Below are 22,277 nucleotides of genomic sequence, written 5' to 3'. Positions count from 1 at the left end.
GCGAAGCCGTGACCGGATGAGGCACGATAGTGCTGTGATCAGATGGATTCGAGTAGCCGTCGCACTGGTGCTGGTGCTGGCCCTGAGTGCCTCCGTGTACTGGGGCTACACGCTGTTCCTGTTTGCGACCGGGCTCATCGTCTTCGGCGTGGCCTACGGTTGGCCGCGCCTGACGGACTCCCCGCAGCCGCGGGCGACGTCGATCATGCTCGCCCTCTTCGGGGTGGCCGGTCTCTTCGCCGCATGGAACGACGACTCCGCACCATACCTCGACTGGCTGCCGGTGCTCGCGGGCCTGGGCCTGCTATGGACGTTCGTGCAGAACCTCACCCGCGGAATCGGCGCCTCGGACGCGGTGGCGAACGTCTCCGCGCAGGTCTCCGGCCTCGTCATCGTCCTGTCCGCGAGCACCTGGGTCGCGGCGATCACGGTGCCCGGTGACAAGGAGGCCATCGTCGTCGGCCTCTTCGCTCTGCTGATGGCCCAGTGCATGACCGCGCTGCCGTGGCCGGCGATCTACACCTCGCCCCTGGCTATCGTCATGGCCACCGCCGTCGCCGGAATCCTCTCCGTGCTCGTGTTCGAACATGCGATCTCATGGCCGACCGCGCTCGTGCTGGGAATCGTTATGGGTCTGCTCGTCGCCGCGGTCGATCGGATGCTCGGACTCGTCGCGTTCGCGAAGTTCCAGGCGGCGAGCCTCGAGGCCTCACAGAACATCGAGCTGAAGAAGAACGTGGAGAAGGCGCGCAGCTTCGCCGTCCAGCTCGCCCTGGGTGCTGCCCCGATCGCCCTCGGCGGCGTCGTCGTCTACGCCCTCGAACGCATCGCACTCTGAGGACCTCCCCATCCGGGTCTGCAGCGGACTTCTGTGCCGGCGAACCGGATGCACAACGAGTTGCCGGGAACTGTAGACTGAGGGCATGGAAAATCTCGTTGCTCTCGAAATCGTCTTCTCCAGCCTCGTCGGCATCGCCGCACTCGGTGCCCTGGGCGTGGGAGTCAAGGTCGTCACCGCGCTGTTCAAAGACAACCGCTGAGACCGATGATCGAACTTGACGCCTCGGTCCATCCGGAGCTCGTCCCCCTGTCCTGGCTGATCGGGTCGTGGGAAGGCGTCGGAGTCGTCGGCTACGCGGATACGCCTGAGAAGCAGTTCGGCCAGCGCGTCGACTTCGTCGCCCACGAGGGCACCCCGTATCTGCAGTACACCGCGCATGCGTGGCTGCTGACCGAAGGCGGGGAGCTCGAATCGACCCTGACGCTCGAGACCGGCATCTGGCAGCTCGTGCGTCAGCGCGATGAGGGCGACGTCGGTCCGGGCATGATGGTGCCCACCGCCGACCAGAGTTTCACCTCCGCCGCGGCCGTCGAAACGCTGCGCACGAATGACGACGCGTTCGAGATCGAAGCCGAGATCGTTCACCCGCACGGAGTCATGGAACTCTACGCGGGCACCGTCAAGGGCCCGCGCATCGACCTCGCCACCGATGTCGTCGCCCGCACGAAGACCTCGAAGGAGTACACCGCCTCGACGCGGATGTACGGACTCGTCGGAGGCGAACTGATGTGGGCCTGGGATATGGCGGCCATGGGTCACGAACTCGCCTCCCACTCCTCCGCCAGATTGAAGAAGCTGTCTTAAGATGACCGATCCCGTGTCGCCGAACTCTGACGTCTCCGATTCGCCGTCGCCGGAGACTCCCGACACCCTCGCCGAGGCTCCGGCCGGCACACCTGAGGCCGTCGAGACCTCGACGGATGCCCTCGCCGAGGCGGCGCGTCGTTCCTCGCTCGCCCGGGGTCTGAGCTCGACCGCGGTGCTCGGAGCGGGAGAGCTGGCGCAGACGCCCATCCACTACGGGGCATCCCTGCGCGAACAGCGCGTCCTTCAAGAGAAGGACGGCCTCGTCGACCTCGCCCATCTGCGGGTGCTGCGCTTGAGCGGCCCCGACCGTCTGACGTGGCTGAACTCGATCACCACGCAGAAGATCGATGCCCTGGCTCCCGGTGTGTCCACCGAAACCCTCGTCCTCGACCCCAACGGCCGCATCGAAGGCTGGCTGAAGATCGTCGACGACGGCGAGGCACTGTGGGCCATCAGCGACCTCAACACCGATGAGACCCTCGACTTCCTCCGCAGGATGGTCTTCATGATGCGCGTCGAGATCGAGGACCTCAGCGACGACTACCAGTGCTTCGGCGCCGTCACCGCCCTGCCGGAGAAGCTGCCCGTGACGAAGCTGTGGTCCGATCCGTGGCCGCACATCGGCACCGGTTCGGCGTCCTACGCCCAGGTCGACCTCGGCCTCGAGGTCGCCGGCACCGACCATCCCGGACTCGAGACTCCGTTCGTCATCGGCATCGTCAGACGCACCGACTTGGCCGGGCTGTCAGCGAACGATTTCGCCATGGCCGGGTTCGACGCATGGGAGGCGCTGCGGATCGCCGCCTGGCGACCGGGACGCAATGAGATCGATCACAAATCGCTCGTCGGCGAACTCGACCTGCTCCGCACGGCCGTCCACCTGGCCAAGGGATGCTACCGCGGTCAGGAGGCGGTGGCACGGGTCCACAACCTCGGTCAGCCGCCTCGGCGGATGGTCTTCGTCCACCTCGACGGGTCCGGGCACATCGCCCCCGACCCCGGCACCGAGGTGCTCGCGGAGGTCCGTGGATCCGAACGATCCGTGGGGACGCTGACCTCGGTGACCGTGCACTGGGAGCTCGGCCCGATCGGCCTCGCCGTGGTCAAACGCAATCTCTCGCCCGAAGCGACCCTGAGCTTCGAAATGAGTGACGGCGACCGTGTCGTCGGCGCCCAGGAGACCATCGTGGTCCCCGTGCGCGAACACGAACGCGAACTGCCGGGCCGCAATCGCGACGTCGACGCACGCGGTCGCAACCGCTGATTCGTGCCATCGATTCGGCAGGTCTCCTGCCACTGATCCGCCCGATCGTCGATTGCCGGACCAGCTGATCTCCGGCACCCGAATCGCAACGGATTCCGCACCTGTCAACGAGCGGATCGTGATGTTCTGCTCATCCCGCGGACGGCAAGTGACAAGAACCGTCGCGAACCCCTATTCTTCCCTTTATGACAGCTTTGGAAATTGGCGGCGAAGCTCTGCCGCAGGAACGTCAACTCGTCACCGAGATCCCCGGACCGAAGTCCCGTGAACTCGAGGCGCGTCGCAAGTCAGCCGTGGCGACCGGTGTCGGTTCGAGTCTTCCCGCCTATGTGGTGGCCGCCGGAGGTGCGATCCTCAAGGACGTCGACGGCAACCAGCTCATCGACCTCGGGTCGGGCATCGCCGTGACCACCGCCGGCAACTCGAACGCCCGCGTGGTCGAGAACGCGAAGGCCCAGATCGAGGCCTTCACCCACACCTGCTTCATGGTCAACCCGTACGAGAGCTACGTCGAGGTCGCCGAAGCCCTCAACCGCCTCACCCCGGGCGACCACGAGAAGCGCACCGTGCTGCTCAACTCCGGCGCCGAGGCTGTCGAGAACGCCGTGAAGATCGCTCGCGCCCACACCGGCCGCGACGCCGTCGTCGTCTTCGACCACGCCTACCATGGCCGCACCAACCTGACCATGGCGATGACCGCGAAGGCCGCTCCCTACAAGGCCGGCTTCGGTCCCTTCGCCGGTGAGGTCTACCGGGCACCGATGTCCTACCCGTTCCGCGACAACGACGCGGCCGGCACGAAGATCAGCGGTGAGGATGCGGCCAAGCGCGTCATCACGATGATCGAGAAGCAGATCGGCTCCGAATACGTCGCCGCGATCGTCATCGAACCCATCCAGGGTGAGGGCGGCTTCATCGTTCCGGCCGAGGGCTTCCTGCCCACGCTGGTCGAGTACGCCCGCGAGAAGGGCATCGTCTTCGTCGCCGACGAGGTCCAGGCCGGCTTCGCTCGCACCGGCAAGATGTTCGCCTCCGAATGGGAGGGCATCGTCCCCGACCTCATCACCACGGCCAAGGGCATCGCCGGCGGTCTGCCGCTCTCGGCCGTGACCGGTCGTGCGGAGATCATGGACTCGGTCGGGCCGGGCCGCCTCGGCGGAACCTATGGAGGCAACCCCACCGCATGTGCCGCCGCCCTCGGCGCGATCGCCGCGTATGAGGAGGACGGGCTGGCCGATCGGGCCGGACACATCGGCGAGATCATCGTCGACCGTCTGACCAAGCTGCAGTCGAAGTACCCCGAGGTCGGCGACATCCGCGGCCGCGGAGCCATGATCGCCGCCGAGTTCGTCGAGCACGACTCGATCGAGCCGAATGCGGACCTGGTGAAGAAGATCGCGGACTACTGCGCGAAGAACGGCGTCCTCGTGCTCACCACGGGAACCTTCAGCAACATCCTGCGCTTCCTGCCGCCGCTGACGATCTCCGACGAGCTGCTCCACGACGCCTTCGACGTCATCGAGGCCGGTCTCGCCGAACTCCTCCCCGCCTAACCCCTCCAATTACTACCTGACGGCGGCGCAGCAACCTCGCGCAAGGTTGCTGGGCCGCCGTCAGGTAGTTCGGGGGAGGGGGATGTAGCACAATAGAGGCCATGACTTCAGCGATCGACCGCTCGAGCATGAGCGTTCCGGCCCGTGTGTGGCGGTTCCTCAGGGGACCGCGCTTCATCGACCTGCCGATCCGCCTGCTGGCGCTCATCATGGGCCTGACCATCCTCGTGCCCGGGTCGTTCGAGATCGCCGAACCCCGCTACGCCGCGTTCCTCATCCTCGCCTACGGCCTCATCGTCCTCGCTGCATTCCTGCCGCTGACCATCGTCATCGCGACGACCGGACTGGGCATGGTCTTCTCCCAGCTCTACCCGAGCCTCGAGAACATGTACCCGGAGGCACTCATCCTCGCCACGGCGGTCCTCATCAGCCGTCGCCGGTGGATCGGGTTCGCCCTCGGCACCGTGGGCCTGGCCGCCTACCTCATCGTCGCGACTCGGCTGGGTGCCTATGACGCCGGATTCGAGGGGCTGACCGACCTCGGCTACGGTTGGCTGACCTACGCGCTGCTCGGTCTGTCGGCGAGCTTCGTCGAGGTCCGGATCCGCCGCGAGATCGGCCGGCGGGAACGTGCCGCTGTCGAACACCAGAAGACCCTCGACGCGATGCGCGCACGGTTCACCAGCGATATGCACGACACCATCTCGCACTCCCTGACCACCGAGTCCGCGATCATCCGCACGCTGGCGAAGGAGACCGACTCGGAGAACGCCGCGCGACTGCTGGCCGAGCTCTCGCTCGTCAACGCCGAAGCGACCAAGCGGCTGCGCCAGCTGGTGACGAGTCTGAGCACGTGGGAGGCCGAGAGCTGCACCGGGGACCGGCGCAGTTCCCGCATCCGCTTCCGCACCGAGGCCGAGCAGCTGACGACCGCGATCGAGGACGGATGCACGGCCGGTTCTGTGCCGCTGACGACCAGTCTGTCGCCGCTGCCGGCGTATTCCTCGAGCACGCTGGGCCACCATTTCCGCGCAGTCATGCTCGAACTGGCCACGAACGTCATCCGCCATTCCACCCCGGCGACTCCCGCGTCGATCGAGGTCGAGATCCGCGGTGAGCACGGAGACCGGGCCGAGCTGATCTGCCGCAGCACCAATGAAACCCCCGCTGAACTCACCCAGGTGCCGCGATCGCTGGCCCGACGCGCGACCGCAGTGGGCGGGGCGTGCCGAGTCGAGACCGATGAAGAGAAGAGAGCCGTCGTCGAGGTGGCCCTGCCCGTCCGCTTCCTCTCACCGTCCGCAGGCGCCCCGTCCGCACGTCCGTCCGCAGGATCACCGTCCGCGGGTTCGCCGTCCGCGACGGCGGTCGCGAACCGCGGGGCCGCGGGAACCGACGCCGACATGATCGATGTCATCGGCGACGACGTGCTGTCCGCGTCATGGGACGGAGGCGGCTCGCCCGCCTCGACGACGATTGGAGACGGGTCGGAGTCGGCATCGGACGGAGGCGGATCGAAGTCGTCGTCGACCGATGGCGGCTCGGCCTCCTCGGCGACGGCCGAAGGCGAGCCGATCACGTCGGCGACAGGCGAAGGCGACCGTGAGTCGAGGGCTCCGGAGCCGGACCGCGCGCCCGCCGCCAGCGGTGAGAGCCGCGCGAACGAGACGGCCCGCTCCGGCGGACCGAACAGCCCTGGCGGCGACCGTCCCTCTCGCGATGACTCCGCCGGTCGTCGGAACAAGGTCGACGCGTGACATCGGTCCTCGTCGTCGACGATGATTCCTGGACGACCCGCGCGGTCACGGCGGCGCTGCGGGACAACGGCGACTTCGAGGTCCTCGACCCGGTGCACTCCGGCGAAGAGGCTGTCGAGTCCTTCACCGTGCACCGTCCTGACCTCGTGCTCATGGATGTCAACATGCCGCCGGGAATGAGCGGCGTCGACGCGACGGCTGCGATCCTCGAGCACGACCCGGACGCCCGCGTGGTGTTGCTGACCACAGTGGCGCCGGGGCCGGGAATCGCCCGCGGACTCGAGGCCGGTGCGCTCGCCGTGGTGAATAAGACAGCGGGCGAGGAGGAGCTCGTCTCGGTGGTGCGGGCCGCCTCGGCAGGGGAGTCGCCCGAACTGCTCAAAGGCCTGGCCGAGGACATCAGCATCAGCGGCGATGAGCTGCCCGAGGCGCCGACCTCCGCGCCTCAGCTGACCGATCGGGAACTCGAGCTGCTCATCCTCCTCTGTCAGGGGCACGGCTACGACGAGATCGCCGAAGCGCAGTTCGTCACGATGAGCACGATGAAGACACATGCGAAGAACCTGCGCATCAAACTGGGCGCGAAGAACCTCGCCCAGCTCGTCGTCCGCGCCCTCCAGTTCAAGTACTACTCACCGGAGTAGGGATCCCTCGAGGCCACCTGCCCGCCTACTACAGTGGGAACCATGACCGATGCCGCGAGTCCCCGCCTGTCCCACCTGATCCGGGACACCGAGGGCTTCCTCCTGCCGCTCACCGAGGTGGCCGACGACATCCTGGTCACCCGGGTCGAATTCGACTTCGACCTGCCCGCCGATACACAGGCGCTGACCGGTACGGTCGTCCTCATCGCCGAGGCGGTCGGCAGCTCCGACCGACTCGATGCGCTGATCGAGACCCACCGTGGAGCGGCGGCCCTGATCCTCTCGCCCGGAGCTCACGACCACCTCACCGACACCCCTGCTTACGGTGAGGGAGGAACCGCACCGGTCCTTCTCGAACGGTCTGCAGCCGTGACATGGTCCGAAGTGCTCGTCCACCTCCGCCAGCTCCGGGAAGGCGCCGCGAGCACCCTGGCCTGGCCCGATGTCGACGACCTCAGCGCGCTGGCCGCGGTCATCGCGGAGTCGACGGGCGCATCGATCACCATCGAGGACCCGGCCTCCCGCGTCCTCGCCCACGCCAACCTCGGCGATGAGCTCGATGAGATCCGCCGCGAGACCATCCTCTCCGGTGCGATCCCGGGCTGGCGCATCGCCGAACTCGAGGAGTCCGGATTCCTCGACACCGTGCGCCGCTCGACCGACGTCGTCGAACGTCCCGCCGACGGTGCGACCCCGGCGCGTTCGGTGATCGCACTGCGCAGCGAAGGCGAACTCATCGGCACGATCTGGGCCGCCTACCCGGAGTCCGTGCCCGCGGAATCTCTGCGCGAGGTGCTGCGCGAAGCGGCCCGCGCAGCACTCCCGGTGATGCTGCGCACCCTGCGGCGCTCACCGTTCGAGAAGCGCATCCGCCGCGAAGCTCTCGGGTCGATCCTCCTCGGCGCCGCAGATCTGGGTCCGGCCGCGACGCTGCTCGCGCTGCCCTTCTCCGGGCATTACTCGGCCCTCGCCTTCGCCGAGGTGGCCCCCGAACGGGAACCGGCGCTGCGGTTCCACCTGCGTGCGGCCTTCGCCGACGCCGTCCTCGCCCACGACGACCGCACCGGTCGGCTCGCGGTGCTCCTCCACATCGACGGGGACCTCACCGCGACAGAGATCAAGCTCCGCGTGGTCACGGCACTCAAACGATCGCTGCCCTCGTCCGAGATGCTCCTCTTCGGGGTGGGTTCCACCGTCGAGAGGCTCGATCATGTGCAGCGGGCCTGGAGGGAGGCGGTCGACATCGTCGATGCGCTGCTCAGCCGCAGTGCGCCGACCGATGATACGTCGCCGACCCACACCGCGCAGGCGATCGGAGCCACCGCCGATGACGTCGCCGCCGATCTCATCGGGCTCATGACGGCTGATGCCCTCCGCGCCGCGGAATCGCAGGTCTCGATGCGCAGTGCGGGCCCGCAGTCCGGGGCACCTTCCGCTGGCCCGCAGATCTCGGCGCCGGCGCGGGCGCTCGCCGCCCACGACGCGGAGCATCACGGACAGCTGCTCGAGACGCTGCGGGTCTACTTCGCCACCGTCGGCAACTCCGCCGAGGCCTCCCGCCGGCTGCACGTCCACACGAACTCGCTGCGCCACCGGCTCGGCCGGATCGAGGAGATCACAGGGCTGTCGACCTCCGAACGCGCCGAGAGACTGTGGCTGGAGCTCTCGGTGCTCGTCGTCGACAGGGAGACCGCCATCGGCAGCAATCGAAGCGGCAGCCGCTGAGCCTGATTGTCGGTTCATCACAACGAGACCGCGTGAACTTTGGCGCAATAGTGTCCGAACCTCATAGCGCCAGCGTTCTAGAGTGCATTCATACCGCTGACGAAGGACATGATGCACACCAGACACGACGCTTCCTCGACCCCTGCCCGGCGGGCGCGCGCGATCACCGCCGTCGCCGACAACTCTGACCACACTGACGCACCCACCCTCAGTGACGATCCCACCCACAGTGACGCTCCCGCACGCGGCGACGCTCCCGCCCTCGGTGACGCACATCCCGTCATCGGTCTCATCGACCTCGACCACATCGACGAGGCCTTTGCTCAGCTGAGCTCGGCCTTCGCCTCCGACCACGACGTCCTCCACGCGGTGGCCTGCAAGGCCGTGCCGCTCCGCCCGCTGCTGCGCCTCTACGCCGAGGCAGGAGCCGGCTGCGAGGTCGCCAGTCCCGGTGAACTCGAACTCGCCCTCGCCGCAGGGTTCACCCCCGACCGCATCGTCTTCGACTCTCCCGCGAAGACCTGGACCGAGCTGCGCCGGGCCGTCGAGCTCGGAGTGTCGATGAACATCGACAGCCTCGAGGAGCTCGCCCGACTCGACACCCTGTTCGACGAACGACACCCCACCCCAGCCTCGGCGAGGGTCGGGATCCGCATCAACCCGCAGTCGGGCACGGGCACGATCGGCGCGCTCAGCACCGCCACCCAGACCTCGAAGTTCGGCGTCGGCCTCACCGACGAAGGATCCCGTGAGGCTGTCATCGAGGCCTACCTCGCCCGGCCGTGGCTGACCCAGATCCACGTCCACTCGGGTTCGCAGGGCATCGGCCTCGACCAGGCTGCCGAGGGCATCGCCGTGGCCGTCGAACTCGCCGCAGAGATCAATACCCGCGTCAACCGCCGGCAGGTCACGCGCATCGACATCGGCGGGGGACTTCCCGTGAACTTCGACGGCGAGGAGGTCACTCCGACCTTTGCCGACTACCGCGCGGCCCTCGAGGCCCGGATCCCCGAGCTCTTCGACTTCGACCTCGTCACCGAATTCGGGCGCGCCCTGCTCGCCAAGGCCGGCACGATCCTCACCCGCGTCGAGTACGCGAAGACCACCGGCGGCCGCCGCATCGCCATGACCCACGCAGGCGTCCAGGTCGCCACCCGCACCGCCTACGCCCCCGCCGACTGGCCACTGCGCATCCTGCCCTTCGACTCGCAGGGCAGACCCAAGATCGCCGAGGCGGTCCCCACCGACGTCGCAGGCCCCGCCTGCTTCGCCGGTGACCTGCTCGCCCGCGATCGGATGCTGCCCCGGCTCGACGCCGGAGACCTCGTCGCCGTCCCCGACACCGGCGCGTACTACTTCTCGAACCCCTTCTCCTACAATCTCCTCCCGCGCGTTCCCGTCTACGGCTACCGCATCCCCGTTGGAACAGATGCCCGATCTGACCAGGCCGGACCCGACCAGGCTGAACTCGGCCCAGCCGACGCAGGGGCCTCCGCCACCGAGCCGACCGACACTGTCCCGACCGGGCCCTCCCCATCCCCGGATGAATACGGCACCGGGGGCCGCCTCGGCGAAGGGGCGCCGCAGTTCGTCCTCATCCGGGCCCGGCAGATGATCGACGATGTCCTCGCCGAGGCGGGGGAGCCGGACCTCACTGCACCGCCCGCGGGCGGGCCCTCCCGCACCGCAGGGAAGGACGGTGAGCGCGACGCAGACAAACAGGGCGCGTTTATCCGAAGTTGAGGTCAGATCGACTTAGGATGAAGTGTGAGCAGGGTCTCACCTGCAGATATCCATAACCGAATCACGGAAATGACAGAAGGACAAAGATGTTCACCAACCCCACACTGCGCAGAGGGTGGCGCCGGTGCCTCGCCGGCGTCGCCGCACTGGCGCTGGCCGGATCGCTGGCCACCACGCCCGCTCAGGCGGCGACCTCCGAGGCCCCGGGCGACGACAACGTGCTGCGGATCGCCACCGACGGCTTCATCGATTCATTCAACCCCTTCACCTCCTTCTACCTGCTGCCGACGAACACGTTCCGGTACATGTACGAGAACCTCGTGGCCAACGACGCCAAGGACGGCTCGGTCACCGAGGGTCTCGCCACCGAATGGAACACCGACGACGACGGCCTGGTCTGGACCTATAAGATGCGACCGGACATGAAGTGGTCCGACGGCGAACCGCTGACCGCGAAAGACGTCGCCTGGACGTACACCCAGATGATGGAGAAGGACGAGATGGCGGTCGCCAACGGCAGCCTCGTCGAGAACTTCGACAAGGTCGAGGCACCGGACGACGATACGCTCGTCATCACCTTGAAGAAGCCGCAGGCGAACAATCCCGGCCAGGAGATCCCCGTCGTCCCCGAACACGTGTGGTCGAAGATCGACAAGCCAGGCGATTTCAAGAACGACGAGAAATCCGTCGGTTCGGGCCCGTACCAGCTCGAGAGCTATGAGGCGAACAAGTCCGTCACACTCAAGGCGAACCCGAACTTCTGGCGCGGCAAGCCGAAGCTCGACGAGATCCAGTACCGCTACTACACGAACTCCGACGCCCAGGTGCAGGCGATCCGCTCCGGCGAGGTCGACTTCATCACGGGCTTGAGCCCCGAACAGTTCTCCGCCCTCGACGGAGCCGAGAACGTCGAACTCAACGACGGCCACGGCCGCCGCTTCAACGGCATCTCGATCAACCCGGGAGTCGCCGATGCCAAGGGCAAGGAATTCGGCACGGGGGCGAAGGCGCTCAAGGACAAGAAGGTCCGGCAGGCGATCCGAGCCGGCATCGACGTCGAGACGCTGCGCAAGCAGGTCATGCAGGACTACGCGCAGCCGGCGACGAGCTTCATCCCCGCCGTCTACCCGAACTGGGCACTCAAGTCCGACAACCCGGTCATCAGCGGCTTCGACGTGAAGAAGGCGAAGAAGCTGCTCGACGACGCCGGCTGGAAGGAAGGCTCCGACGGCATCCGCGAGAAGGACGGGAAGAAGCTCACACTGCGCTTCCTCACCGATGCCGACGCTCCGATCGAGCAGAGCACCGCGAAGTTCCTGGCTCCGTGGATGAAGGACATCGGCATCGACCTGAAGAACGAATCGACCGACGTCGACACCGTGTCCGAACGCACCACCAAGGGCGACTACGACATGTACTTCTCCGGCTGGTCGATCAACCCGGATCCGGACTACCAGCTGAGCATCAACACCTGTGACCAGCGTCCCGACGCCGAGGGCAACGGCGGCACCAGCCAGGACGGCTGGTGCAACAAGGAGTTCGACAAGCTCTACAAGGCTCAGCACGTCGAACTCGACCAGGCCAAGCGCCAGGACCTCGTGCAGAAGGCCCTGGCCATCCACTACGAGGAGACCCCCTCGGTGACGCTGTGGTACCCGAACCAGCTCGAGGCCTACCGCTCCGACCGGTTCGACAACTTCACCAAGCAGCCCACCGACGGCGGTGCCATTGCCAACCAGGTCGGCTACTGGGGTTACGCCTCGGTCGAACCGGTCAGCGACGAGGACGCCGCGAGCAGCGGCGGAATCGGCACCGGCGGATGGATCGGCATCGGCGCGGCTGTCATCGTCGTCCTCGGCGGAGGCGGCTGGCTGCTCAGCCGTCGCAAGAAGTCCGACGACCGCGAGTAACTGACCGCGAGTAGCAGCCCGCGACTAGCAGCCCGGCGCCGTCGTCCCGGACGTCGCACCAGCGGCGTCCGGGACGCAGCCCCCGTCAGGGCACAGCCCCCGTCAGGGCACAGCCCGGCCCCTCCCCTTCAGTACCAGGAGCACCACAGTGAGCACACCCACCCACGACGACCCCCGGACGGGGGACCCGAACCAGGGGCACACCGGATCGGGACCCGGCCCTACGGGCAAGGGACCCGACCCCGTGAACGGGGAAGCCGCCTCGGCGCCGGGATCGGTCGGCACCGATCTCGCACGGGACATGGACGAACCGCCGGCGGGCGGATCCTTCGCGCGCTACTTCCTCCGCAAGCTCGGCGGGGCGGCGACGTCGATGATCCTCGTCGTGCTCCTCGGCTTCTTCGCGTTCCGCCTGCTGCCCGGCGACCCGGTGCTCAAGATCGCCAAGGAACGGCCGATGAGCCCGGCCCAGATCGCCGAGCTCCGCAGCCAGTACGGACTCGACAAACCCGTCATCGTCCAGTTCTGGGACTACCTCGTGGGCATCGTCACCGGCGACCTCGGCGAGTCCTACGTGTACCGGAAGTCCGTGGCCTCGCTCATCGGCGAATACCTCGGCCCGACCCTGCTGCTCACGGCCACCGCCGCGGTCATCGCGATCGCACTGGGACTGTGGCTCGGTCAGCTCTCGGCCTGGCGACGCAATTCGCTCTTCGACAAGGTCGCCTCCTCGACCTCGCTGATCTTCTGGTCCGTGCCGACGTTCTGGCTCGGCCTCATCCTGCTGATGATCTTCGGCGGCACCCTGCAGTGGCTGCCCACCGGCGGCATGGTCACCCCGAGCCTCGAACCGTGGTCGGCAGCCGCGGTCATCGACGTCATCAAGCACCTCATCCTCCCGGTCATCACCCTCGTCGCCGTCGTCTACGCGCAGTTCCTCATGGTCATGCGCGCCTCCCTGCTCGAGGAGATGAGCGAGGACTACCTCACGACCGCCCGCGCGAAGGGGCTGACCGAGGACGAGGTCCGCCGCAAGCACGCTGTGCCGAATGCGCTGCTGCCGACGGTCACCGTCGTCTTCCTCCACATCGGCGGGCTCATCGCCGGCGCCGTCACCGTCGAGGCCGTGTTCTCCTGGCCGGGGCTCGGCAAACTCACCTTCGAGGCGATCCGCGGCCCCGACCTGCCGCTTCTGCAGGGCACGTTCGTCGTGTTCTCGGCGATCATCATCGTCATGAACCTCGCCGCCGACCTCGTCTACCGATTCCTCGATCCCCGCGTCAGGAGGGCCTGATGAGTGCAGACACCCCCGCCGAGGCGGCCCCCGAGCCCTCGTCGAACGGCTCGGACCCGCGTGGTGCAGAATCGCGAGGTGCGGCCCCCGTCGTCGACGGTGCGAAGCTCGTCCGCGAACGCCGGCTGAACAACGCGAAGAAGAACTGGGCGCTGTTCCGCTCCGACATCCCCGCGATGGTCGGCGCGGTCGTCCTCCTCTTCTTCGTCATCATCGCCGTCGCCGCCCCGCTCATCGCGCCCGAGTCGCTGCTCGACGTGACCAAACAGCTCGACGTGCCCCGCTACGCCCCGCCGAGCCTCGAGCACCCCTTGGGCACCGACGACCTCGGCCGCGAGATGTGGGTGCGCATCCTCTGGGGTGCCCGCGTGTCCATCCTCGTCGGCGTCGCCGCGACCGTGATGTCGATGGTCATCGGCACGATCATGGGCCTGGCCGCCGGTCACTTCACCGGGCTCTTCGGCGGCATCATCATGCGCATCGTCGACTTCTTCATCGTCCTGCCCTCCCTGCTGCTGGCGATCGTGCTCTCCTCCGTCCTCGAACGCGGAGTGTTCACGATCGTCGTCGCCATCGGGCTGACGTCGTGGGCCTCGACCGCGCGCATCGTGCGCTCGCAGACGCTCAGCGTCGAATCCCGGCTCTACATCGAAAGGGCGCGCATCCTCGGCGCCGGGCATCGGCACATCCTCTTCCGTCACCTGCTGCCGTCGGTGATGCCGCTCGTGCTCGCGAACACGACCCTGACCGTCGGTGGGGCGATCATCGCCGAATCGACGCTGTCCTTCCTCGGCCTCGGGGATACGAGCAAGGAGTCGTGGGGCACGATCCTGAAGAACTCGATGGACGTCTCGGCCGCGACGTCGGGCTACTGGTGGTACGTGCTCACCCCCGGCATCGCCATCCTCCTCGTGGTGCTGGCCTTCACCATGGTCGGCCGCGCGCTCGAGGCCATCATCAACCCCGCCCTCAGGAGCCGCTGATGACCGACTTGAGCTTCGAGAACGTCTCGATCACGTACCGTTCGTCCTCCGACCGCGGCGACGTCGTGGCCGTGAAGGATGTCAGCCTCGACCTGCCCGCGGGAGCCACACTGGGCATCGCCGGGGAATCCGGGTCGGGGAAGTCGACGCTGATCATGTCGGCCCTGCGGCTGCTGCCCAAGTCGGCCCGGCTGGACGGGCGGGTCCTCCTCGGCGGGAAGGACCTGCAGGACCTCAACTTCGGGCAGATCCGCGCGGTCCGGTGGGCGCAGGCCTCGATCGTGTTCCAGGGTGCCCTGCATTCGCTCAACCCCGTCCGCGAAGTCGGGGGCCAGATCATCGAGGCGCTGACACACCATGCGAAGGGAACGTGGACGACCCCGGAGAAGCGTCGGGATCGGATGTTCGAACTCTTAAGCGAGGTCGACCTCGACCGGTCGAAGGCCATCGCCTACCCGCATGAGCTCTCCGGCGGGCAGAAGCAGCGGATCATGATCGCCATGGCCCTCGCCTGCGAACCGGACATCATCATCGCCGACGAGCCGACCACGGCCCTCGACGTCATCGTGCAGAAGCAGATCCTGTCCGGGCTCGCCGCCCTCGTCGCCGAGCGCGGGATCTCGCTGCTGATGATCAGCCACGACCTGGCCGTGCTCTCTGCAGTATGTGCGAAGCTCGCGATCATGCGGCACGGGAAGCTCGTCGAATACGGACCCAGCGACGACGTCTGCCTGCGACCCCAGGAGGAGTACACGAAGCAGCTCGCCGGTGCTTTCCCGCAGATAGGTGACCCCGAATCCCGGCTGCATCCCCGAACCCTCAAACCCGCCGAGGTGACCCGAGCCGAGCCGTTCACCATGAGTGATGAGGTGGTGCTCGAGGCGAAGGAACTCAGCGTCTCCTTCGACACCCGCCACGGTCGCGAGAGAGCCGTCCGCGGCGTGGACCTGGCGCTGCATAAGGCGGAGATCCTCGCCGTCGTCGGCCAATCCGGTTCGGGGAAGACGACCCTGGCGCGGTCGCTGCTCGGGCTGCAGGAGGTGGAGCCGGGCTCGCAGCTGTCATTTGCGGGCGAGCCGCTGCCGAAGAAGGCGAAGGCGCTGCGGACGTTCCGGCGGCAGGTGCAGATGATCCTGCAGGACCCGTCGGGTTCCCTCAACCCCAAACGCAGCGTCTACGAGGCGGTGGTCGAAGGGCTGCGTGTGCAGGGGATCAAGGACCGCGAGTACGAGCGGGTCATCGGAGCCCTCGAAGCCGCCGAGCTCACCCCGGCCGCGGACTACCTCGAATCGATCCCGCAGGAACTCTCCGGCGGACAGCGGCAGAGAGTCGTCATCGCCGGGGCGCTCGCCTTGGATCCGCAGGTGCTCATCGCCGACGAACCGGTGGCGTCCCTGGATGCCTCGGTGCGCGGGGAGATCCTGTCGCTGTTCCTCGCACTGAAGAAGAACCTCGGCATGAGCGCGCTCATCATCACCCACGACCTGGGTCTGGCCTGGAACATCGCGGATACAGTGGCAGTGATGAAGAAAGGTGAGATTGTGGAATACGGTGACGTGGACACGGTGCTGAAGGACCCGCAGCACGCCTACACGCAGGAGCTGCTCGCCGCGGTTCCGCGACTGGGAAGTCAGAGTCTGGTGAGGAATGAGTAGCCCGGAAGCGGTCGGACCAGTGGCAGAGGGAGACGGCGCGGGCACGATTGTGTCGAGCCCGTACCTCTCCACCGCACCCCTGCAGTCCGGCGACACCGTGCGTCTCATAGCGCCGTCCGGGCCCACCGATGAGGAGTCCTTGCTGCGCGCGATCGCCCAGCTCGAATCCTGGGGGCTGCGCGTCGTGCCTGGTGAGAACGTCCGCGCCAGGCACCCGCGGGTGAAGTACCTCGCCGGCACCGACGAGCAGCGGCGGATCGACCTCGTCGACGCCTGGTGCGATCCGGACACCGACGCCGTCATCGCGCTGCGCGGCGGATACGGAGCCATGCGCCTGCTCGACGGCATCGACTTCGACCTCATGCGCAGGCACATGTGGAGGGCCGACGGCCGACCCAAGCTGCTCACCGGGTCCTCGGACATCACCGCCCTCCACCAGGCATGGGAGCACCACCTCGGCGTGGCGACCCTGTTCTGCCCGATGGTCGGCAACGATCCGTTCAAGAGCTCGACGGTGGTCCCCGACGAGGTGGCCTCCTGGCTCTTCCACCCCTGGGGCGGTCGCGAGCTCGGCTTCCCTGAGGGTGCGGGCGGTGCGGGCACCTCCTCCGAGCCGTCGCTTAGGTGGGCGAAACGGTCGGATGAATCCGCCGGTGACCCGACCATTTCGCCCACCCAAGACGGTGCCGACCCGACCATTTCGCCCACCCAAGGCAGTGCTGCGGCGGCATCGCAGGGAACTGGTGCGCGAGAAGCTGCTGGGCAGGGAACTGCCGCGGCCGCCCGCCCGCTCAGCCGGGCGCGGACGTTGGTGCCAGGACGAGCGAGGGGCCGCCTCGGTGGGGGAAACCTCAGTCTCGTGGCGGCAGGGATCGGCAGTCCGGAGCTGCTCGGCGCGAGTCGGTGGCGGGAGACGGGCGGGCCGACGATTCTCATGCTCGAAGACGTCGACGAGGAGTTGTACCGGCTCGACAACCTCATGGTTCAGCTCGTCCGCGGTGGGTGGTTCGCCTCGGCCGATGCGGTGGTGCTCGGGTCGTGGGAGGACTGCGCACCGGTCGACGAGGTGGAGGCGCTGATGATGGACTACCTCGGCGATGCGGGCGTTCCGGTGATCAGCGAGATGGGATTCGGGCACGACCCGGATGCCCCGAGCGTGCCGCTGGGCGTCGCTGTCACGCTCGAAGCGCCGGCGAACGCGCGGCCGCGGATGTGGGTGGACCCGGCGGAAGACCGGATGACGAGTACGACATGACGGGTACGACATGACGAGCGGGGTATGCCGGGTGCCGCACGACGAGTACGACACGACGAGTGCGACACGACGTATACGACGGAAACGAGACTGACAGGAGCACGATCATGAGTGAACTGAACTTCGACGGACCGAACTTCGACGGACTGCCGGGGGTGCGCTTCAGCGCGTTGGCCTTCGACGTCGACAGCGGGGAGAGGGTGTTCGCCCACCACGAGAACGACGAACTCGACACCGCCAGCATGGGCAAGGTGTTCCTGCTGCACACCGCGCTGCAGATGTACAAGGACGGCACGCTCGACCTCGAGGAGCGACTGCATCGCCGACCGTCCGAACGGGTCGATGAGTCAGGGATCTGGTACCTCATGGAGCAGGACGATCTGAGCATCTTCGACGTGGCCCTGCTCATCGGCGCCTTCAGCGACAACTTCGCGACGAACGTGCTCATCCGTCGTGTCGGCCTGGAGAACGTCGCAGCTCAGGTGAAGGCGCTCGGGTACACGGACTCGGGTCTGCACGACTTCCTTCGCTGGCCGCGACCGGCCAAAGCGCCGCGGACCCTGTCGACGGGCACCGCCGCGGAGCTCTCCGACTTCATGGCCCGGCACGCCAAGGACGAGTTCTGGGACGAGTCGACGAACGAGATCTTCCGTCGCTGGTTGGGCGCCGGCGCGGACACCTCGATGGTCGCCTCGGCGTTCGATCTCGATCCGCTCGCGCATTACAACTACCAGCGCGACGTGTGGGTATGGAACAAGACGGGCACGAACGGGACGATCAGGGCCGATTCCGGCATCGTCATGACGCGGACGCGCCGGGTCGCCTACGCGGTGTTCGCGAACTGGGAGCCGGACACCGACCGCGTCGTCGACGTCATGCCGGTCATGCGCGAAGCCGGCGAAGCCATCCACCGATTCCTCTGATCGTTGCCGTCGAAGGGGCTTCGTCTGTCGCCGTACGACCGCCGTCTCCGGTCGAGCGGACCTCGACGGTGTCTGCTCGCCGTTCGACTCCCGCTGTTCCACTCCCGGTGCGGAGAACCGTGGGGTAGTCTGGTGGGCGATGTCCGAAACGATCTACCTCACAGGCGAAGCGAAGGCTCCGTCGAACAACCCGATCACCAGCCAGTTCGGTCTGTTCTACGTGGCTTTCGAGATCGCACCGGACACTCACCGCATCCTCGATGTGGACTGCACGGCGACGTTGGCTCTGACCCGCAACTTCATTCGGAGCCTGTTCGTCGATGCCGACATCACGGACCCCGGTCGACTCATCGAACGCATCCAGCGGCGTTACCACGGTTCCTCGCAGAAGGCGCTGATCACAGCAGTGAACAACGCCGCGAAGAAGTACCGCGAGGTTGCCGCTTAAGCGGCGCGTCCGACCACCGCGATTGCCCGGGCCCTCACCGGACCGGATCCGATCGACAACTGCACATTGCTTCATCCCCGGTGCCGCCAGCGGTGCCGCTGTCGGGATGGACGAATTCAATGAGGAAGTGTCGTTTGTGATCACGGACGGTTATCTATTCATCAGCCTGCTTCTGGCGATCTCCGCAGCGCTCGTCGTTGCGGACAGGAGCGGGCGCTTCAAGCTCTTCAAGTATGTGCCCGGCTTCGTCATCCTCTACATCGTGGCCGCTCTGCTCAATACCATCGGCGTCTTCGACCACACCGGCGGGGACATCGACGACGTCGGCGACACTCTGCGCACGGCGTTGCTGCCCGCGATGATCCTGCTCATGCTGTTCAAGTGCGATATCCGGCAGATCATCAAGCTCGGGCCGAAGCTGCTGCTGACCTTCGCCGTGACCGCGGCGAGCATCATCGTAGGCTTCATCGTCAGCTACCTCATTCTGCACTCCAGTCTCGACCCGGAGGCGTGGAAGGCTCTCGGCGCACTCAACGCCTCGTGGACGGGCGGTTCGGCGAACATGGTCGCTGTGCAGGAAGTCGTCCAGGCGCCCAAGAACGTGTTCGGCTATGTCCTCATCGTCGACACGGTGCTCTACTCGTTCTGGCTGCTGCTCATCTTCTCCTCCGTGGCGGTCTCCGACAAGTTCGACAAGTGGACGAAGGCCGATATGTCGAAGCTCGACTTCACGAATAAGGTCGATGCTGAGGAGGAGAAGCCGATGACGCTGTCATCGATCTTCGGTCTCATCGGATTCGCGCTGCTCGCCTCCGCCTTGGCCACGCGCATCGGCGACATGCTGCCCGAGGTCGGCGCGGTCATCGACAGCACCGCGTGGACGATCCTCATCGTCAGCGTCCTCGGCCTCGCCATCGGCTCGACTCGCTTCGGCAAGACCGCCGGATCCAATGAGCTCGCCTCGATCCTGCTCTACCTCATCATCGGCATCATCGCCTCCGGCTCGGACTTCACAGCTCTGGCCGAGGCACCGCTGTACCTGGTGGCCGGAATCATCGTCCTGGTCGTCCACATCGCCATCATGCTCATCTACGCGAAGCTCACCCGCACCGAACTCTTCAGCCTCGCCGTGGCCAGCACCGCGAACATCGGGGGCATCGCCTCGGCGCCGGTCGTGGCGGGAGCCTTCAACCGGCAGCTCGTCCCGGTCGGTGTGCTGTTCGCGCTGATGGGAACGTTCCTCGGCACATTCTTGGGCCTCTGGTCGGCACAGATCCTGTCCGGGCTGGCATGATGAACGGACCGACACACCCTCGCCGAGGCGGCCGACCTCCCCATCGCGGGCGCGCCGATCCGTGCACGCCCCGCAGCGCCCCGACCATGTCGCACCGGCCCGCCCGCACCTGCCCTGACCGTAACCGCTCGACCGGAAGGACCCAACCATGACCGCATCCGCCACTGAATCCGCACCAGCCACAGAATCCGCACCCGCTGCCGTCGACGTCTTCGACGGGCATAACGACCTCTCCTGGTTCCTGCGCGAAGAACGCGACTACAGCGTCGAGGGCCTCAACGACCCGACCGTCTCGCCGTTCACCACGATGGATCAGCTGGCGGCCGGGCACGTCGCCGCGCAGTACTGGTCCGTCTACGTCCATTCCTCGATCACCGGAGCGGATGCGATCAAGGCCACGTGGGAGCAGATCGATGCGGTCCAGCGCTTCGTCACCGCCTACCCCGAACGCCTCGCCTTCGCCCGCACCGCCGCCGATGTCCGTGCTGCCCGCGCCGCCGGGAAGGTGGCCTCCCTCATGGGTGTCGAGGGCGGTCAGCAGATCGACGAGTCCCTGGCCGTGCTGCGCTCCTATGCCCGCGCAGGGGCCCGGTACATGACGCTGACCTGGTCGACGACGCATTCCTGGGCGGACTCGGCCACCGACGAACCTCAGCATGGGGGCTTGAGCGAGTTCGGCCGCGAGGTCGTTGCGGAGATGAACCGGATCGGCATGATCGTCGACCTCTCCCATGTTGCGCCGTCGGTGATGCACCAGTCGCTGGATCTGAGCACGCTGCCGGTGATCTTCAGCCACTCGTGCGCGTTCGGGCTCAACCCGCACCCGCGCAACATCCCCGACGACGTTCTCGATCGTGTGCCCGGCAACGGGGGAGTGGCGATGATGACGTTCGTGCCCTCGTTCGTCTCGAACGCACGTCGCGAATGGGTCGAGGCCGGGGAGAACGGCACCGCCCCCGAGGTGACCGTGGCCCAGGTCGCCGATCACTGCGATTACGTACGCGAGAGGATCGGCATCGATCACATCGGCCTCGGCGGCGACATCTGCGGCGTCGACGAGCTGCCGACCGGGCTCGGCGATGCGGGCCAGTACCCGAACCTCTTCGCCGAACTCGCCTCCCGCGGCTGGTCGCAGGCCGATCTGAACAAGCTCGGCTTCGACAATGCGATGCGCGTCCTCGACGCACACGAGGAGGCGTACACCGCCTTCCTCAGCACGAGCGACAGTACAGCCGGATCCGACGACACAGCGGCACCCACCGGCACGACCGCCTCGGTGCCGGCTGAGACCGGCACGGCAGCACCCGATGGCGCAGCCGCCTCGGCGGGGTCGGAATCATGACCCGACTGCTCGTCATCGTCAATGACATCGAGTCTCAGCCGGGGCAGCTGACGCGGTGGATGATCAGCGAGAACGTCGAATTCGACCTGCGCATCGGGGGTATCTCGCCGCTGCCGGGGCCCGACGCGCTCAGCGCATATGACGGGCTGGTCATGCTCGGCGGCGGATACATGCCCGATGAGACGGACCGGGCACCGTGGCTGGCCGATGAGGCCGCGCTCGTAAGGCGTGGGCTGGAAGCGGACCTGCCGCAGTTCGGCATCTGCCTCGGCGGGCAGCTCATCGCGCACGTGATTGGCGGCGATGTGCGCGCACAGACCGGAGCACCGGAGAAGGGGTACACGAGGATCGACACCACCGCCGAGGCGGTCGACGACCCCGTGTTCTCCGCGATCCGATCGCAGACGTCGTTCGTCGAAAGCCACGTCGATCGCATCGTCTCACTGCCGGGGGAGGCGACGCTGCTGGCCCGTAGTGAGGTCTGCGAGTTCCAGGCGTTCCGGGTCGGCCGGGCCTGGGGGACGCAGTTCCATCCGGAGTCGACGCGAGAGAACATTCTGCGATGGGATTCGGAGAAACTGCGGACACTCGGGTTCGATAAAGCTACGCTGTTGGATGAAGCGAAGGAGCTTGGGCCTGAGAGCGAACGTGATGCGAAGGCGCTGTTCACTGCGTTTCTCGATGTTGTGCGGAGCTGAGGCATACTGGGTCAGGCTCTGACCACCGTCGGAGTTGCCAGGACTGCCAAGGCTGCGGGAACTGCCAAGGCTGCGCCGGTTGCAGGGCTGCCAGGACTGCGGCGGCTGCAGGAACTGCCAGGACGGCGGCGAACCGGCCGC

18 protein-coding genes are annotated in these 22,277 nt (G+C 67.0%); all 18 read left to right on the top strand.

Features of this window, described 5'->3' with window-relative positions:
* Positions 1 to 34: 34 nt before the first annotated feature.
* The 18 genes from J9314_RS15985 to J9314_RS15900 all read left to right on the top strand — a co-directional run bounded on the left by J9314_RS15985 (position 35) and on the right by J9314_RS15900 (position 22,136).
* A complete protein-coding gene (locus J9314_RS15985; protein WP_246490442.1) occupies positions 35 to 838 on the top strand; it encodes an ammonia permease in 804 nt (267 codons plus the stop codon).
* A 207-nt stretch (positions 839 to 1,045) separates the two neighbouring features.
* Positions 1,046 to 1,645, top strand: a complete 600-nt coding sequence (locus tag J9314_RS15980; protein ID WP_181272731.1) for a heme-binding beta-barrel domain-containing protein — start codon at positions 1,046 to 1,048, stop codon at positions 1,643 to 1,645.
* A gap of 1 nt (position 1,646) precedes the next feature.
* A complete protein-coding gene (gene ygfZ / locus J9314_RS15975; RefSeq protein ID WP_210603297.1) occupies positions 1,647 to 2,912 on the top strand; it encodes a CAF17-like 4Fe-4S cluster assembly/insertion protein YgfZ in 1,266 nt (421 codons plus the stop codon).
* Between the two features lie 185 nt (positions 2,913 to 3,097).
* On the top strand, positions 3,098 to 4,465 hold the full coding sequence (gene gabT / locus J9314_RS15970) for a 4-aminobutyrate--2-oxoglutarate transaminase (protein ID WP_210603296.1): 1,368 nt from the start codon (positions 3,098 to 3,100) through the stop codon (positions 4,463 to 4,465).
* 101 nt (positions 4,466 to 4,566) lie between these two features.
* Positions 4,567 to 6,222 carry a sensor histidine kinase gene (locus tag J9314_RS15965; protein ID WP_210603295.1) on the top strand — a complete coding sequence of 552 codons (1,656 nt, stop codon included), beginning with the start codon at positions 4,567 to 4,569 and terminating at the stop codon, positions 6,220 to 6,222.
* Entirely contained in the window at positions 6,219 to 6,866 is a 648-nt protein-coding gene (locus J9314_RS15960) for a response regulator transcription factor (RefSeq protein WP_210603294.1), read from the top strand. Before J9314_RS15965 ends, J9314_RS15960 begins: the two co-directional genes overlap by 4 nt.
* Before the next feature lie 42 nt (positions 6,867 to 6,908).
* Positions 6,909 to 8,591 carry a PucR family transcriptional regulator gene (locus J9314_RS15955; protein ID WP_210603293.1) on the top strand — a complete coding sequence of 561 codons (1,683 nt, stop codon included), beginning with the start codon at positions 6,909 to 6,911 and terminating at the stop codon, positions 8,589 to 8,591.
* Positions 8,592 to 8,702: 111 nt separating this feature from the next.
* On the top strand, positions 8,703 to 10,334 hold the full coding sequence (locus J9314_RS15950) for a type III PLP-dependent enzyme domain-containing protein (protein WP_246490441.1): 1,632 nt from the start codon (positions 8,703 to 8,705) through the stop codon (positions 10,332 to 10,334).
* Positions 10,335 to 10,420: 86 nt separating this feature from the next.
* A complete protein-coding gene (locus J9314_RS15945; protein ID WP_210603292.1) occupies positions 10,421 to 12,244 on the top strand; it encodes an ABC transporter substrate-binding protein in 1,824 nt (607 codons plus the stop codon).
* Positions 12,245 to 12,392: 148 nt separating this feature from the next.
* Positions 12,393 to 13,538, top strand: coding sequence for an ABC transporter permease (locus J9314_RS15940; protein WP_246490440.1), 1,146 nt, complete (start codon positions 12,393 to 12,395; stop codon positions 13,536 to 13,538).
* Positions 13,538 to 14,521 (top strand): ABC transporter permease, encoded by a 984-nt coding sequence (locus tag J9314_RS15935; protein ID WP_246490439.1) that lies wholly within the window; start codon positions 13,538 to 13,540, stop codon positions 14,519 to 14,521. Before J9314_RS15940 ends, J9314_RS15935 begins: the two co-directional genes overlap by 1 nt.
* Complete coding sequence (locus J9314_RS15930; protein WP_210603291.1) at positions 14,521 to 16,176, top strand: ATP-binding cassette domain-containing protein; 1,656 nt, start codon at positions 14,521 to 14,523, stop codon at positions 16,174 to 16,176. Before J9314_RS15935 ends, J9314_RS15930 begins: the two co-directional genes overlap by 1 nt.
* A complete protein-coding gene (locus J9314_RS15925; protein ID WP_210603290.1) occupies positions 16,169 to 17,431 on the top strand; it encodes a S66 peptidase family protein in 1,263 nt (420 codons plus the stop codon). Before J9314_RS15930 ends, J9314_RS15925 begins: the two co-directional genes overlap by 8 nt.
* 107 nt (positions 17,432 to 17,538) lie before the next feature.
* A complete protein-coding gene (locus J9314_RS15920; RefSeq protein ID WP_210603289.1) occupies positions 17,539 to 18,354 on the top strand; it encodes a serine hydrolase in 816 nt (271 codons plus the stop codon).
* Between the two features lie 139 nt (positions 18,355 to 18,493).
* A complete protein-coding gene (locus tag J9314_RS15915) occupies positions 18,494 to 18,802 on the top strand; it encodes a DUF3870 domain-containing protein (protein WP_210603288.1) in 309 nt (102 codons plus the stop codon).
* Positions 18,803 to 18,938: 136 nt separating this feature from the next.
* Positions 18,939 to 20,096 carry a DUF819 family protein gene (locus J9314_RS15910; RefSeq protein ID WP_210605720.1) on the top strand — a complete coding sequence of 386 codons (1,158 nt, stop codon included), beginning with the start codon at positions 18,939 to 18,941 and terminating at the stop codon, positions 20,094 to 20,096.
* 148 nt (positions 20,097 to 20,244) lie between these two features.
* On the top strand, positions 20,245 to 21,438 hold the full coding sequence (locus J9314_RS15905; RefSeq protein WP_246490438.1) for a dipeptidase: 1,194 nt from the start codon (positions 20,245 to 20,247) through the stop codon (positions 21,436 to 21,438).
* Positions 21,435 to 22,136 carry a type 1 glutamine amidotransferase gene (locus J9314_RS15900; protein ID WP_210603287.1) on the top strand — a complete coding sequence of 234 codons (702 nt, stop codon included), beginning with the start codon at positions 21,435 to 21,437 and terminating at the stop codon, positions 22,134 to 22,136. Before J9314_RS15905 ends, J9314_RS15900 begins: the two co-directional genes overlap by 4 nt.
* Positions 22,137 to 22,277 lie beyond the last annotated feature (141 nt).

The sequence above is a fragment of the Brevibacterium oceani genome (genome assembly GCF_017948325.1).
GTDB lineage: Bacteria > Actinomycetota > Actinomycetes > Actinomycetales > Brevibacteriaceae > Brevibacterium > Brevibacterium oceani.
The sequence above is the reverse complement of the archived record's forward strand: the minus strand, read 5'-3'. Positions and strand labels throughout refer to the sequence as shown.